A 1,324-nucleotide genomic window follows, 5' to 3' on the forward strand; every position below is an offset into this window, starting at 1 on the left:
GGCGGGCACGAGCGAGAGGGGGTTCCGGACCGCGGGGCCCTCCCCGAAGGCCCTGGGGAGGACGGCGACCCGGCGGCCGCGGTCGGCGAGGATCTCCACCGTCGTCGCGCGCATGCCGACGAGCAGGCTCCGCCCGTGCCAGGCGGGCCCGGCGACGTACTCGCGCCCGTCGGCCTCGACGTAGCCGCGCTTGTCGGCGCGGGCGGTGACCCACCTCACCGCGTCGAACTCCACACCGGGAAGGGCGCGCATGGCGGCGAGGTCCTCCCGGTAGGCCTCCCCGTGCGGCCTGCCGTCGCGGCAGCGCGCCGCCGCGTTGATCCTCGCGCATCCCTCGGCGAGGAACGCGTTGAGCTCGGGGAGCGTGCCGAACGCCGGCACGGGGACGAGGAGGTTGCGCCGGAGGAACCCCACGGCGTTCTCGACGGAGCCCTTCTCGTTTCCCGAATAGGGGTTGCAGTACCGGCTCTCGAAGCGGTAGTGGGCCCTGAACTGCGAGAACAGCCTCGATTCCGTGACCTCGCCGCGTACCATCCTGCCCGCCTCGGTGGCGTTGTCGAGCACCATCGCAGCCGGGGCGCGGCCCCAGCGGCGGAAGATCTCGAGCAGCCCGGCGCACAGGCACTCCGACCTCTGCGACATGAGGGCGACGCACTGCCGGTCGTTCGAGTGCGGGAGCGTCGCGACCAGCAGCTTGAGGTCGAGGGTCCTCCCGCCGACCGCGGCGCGGAAGTTCCCGAAATCGACCTGGCAGGTGCCGGGCGCCCACTCGAGCTCGAGGTACCCCTCTCCGCCCGCCGCCGCCCGGGCGAGCCTGAGCTCGCGGACGAACCTCTGCACGGTGGAGTACGAGCCGCCGTAGCCGCGCTCGGCGACGAGCCTGTCGTAGATCCGCCTGGCGGTGTGGCGCTGCTTCCTCGGGGCCCCGAGGTCGGCCTCGAGAACGCCCGCGACCCATTCCTCGTTGCCCTCGAGCGCGGGCCTGCCCCTCCTCCGGGGCATCGGCGCGGCGGGCGACATGTCCTCCATGTCGGCGTACTTCGCCACGGTGTTCCGGCTCACGTGGAGCATTCGGGCGATCTCGGACCTCGAGCGCCCGGCGGCATCCATCGACCGTATATCATTCACTGTGTCCAGGGGCACGGTCATCTCCTCCATCCTTCCCGGGCGGGCTCGCCAAAGTAACCGCCCGGGGAAACCATACGGCGAGGGCCGCGTCCCCGGTCCCCGGGGCGCGGCCCTCTTGCTTAAACTGCTCAATTTTTCGTGCTCACGGTGCTCATTTCCCAGTGATCACTCGGACCACTTCTTAGTGAACATCAAC

At 70.8% G+C, this 1,324-nt stretch carries 1 protein-coding gene; it reads right to left on the reverse strand.

The genetic code is table 11. From position 1 onward, the window contains the following. Nucleotides 1–1,158 (reverse strand): IS21 family transposase (istA, locus tag ACQRCA_RS08415; RefSeq protein ID WP_427719887.1); only part of this gene is annotated, 1,158 nt, incomplete at its 3' end. Nucleotides 1,159–1,324: the final 166 nt, after the last annotated feature.

It is taken from the genome of Collinsella sp. SGI.095, assembly GCF_050314535.1.
Lineage (GTDB): Bacteria > Actinomycetota > Coriobacteriia > Coriobacteriales > Coriobacteriaceae > Collinsella.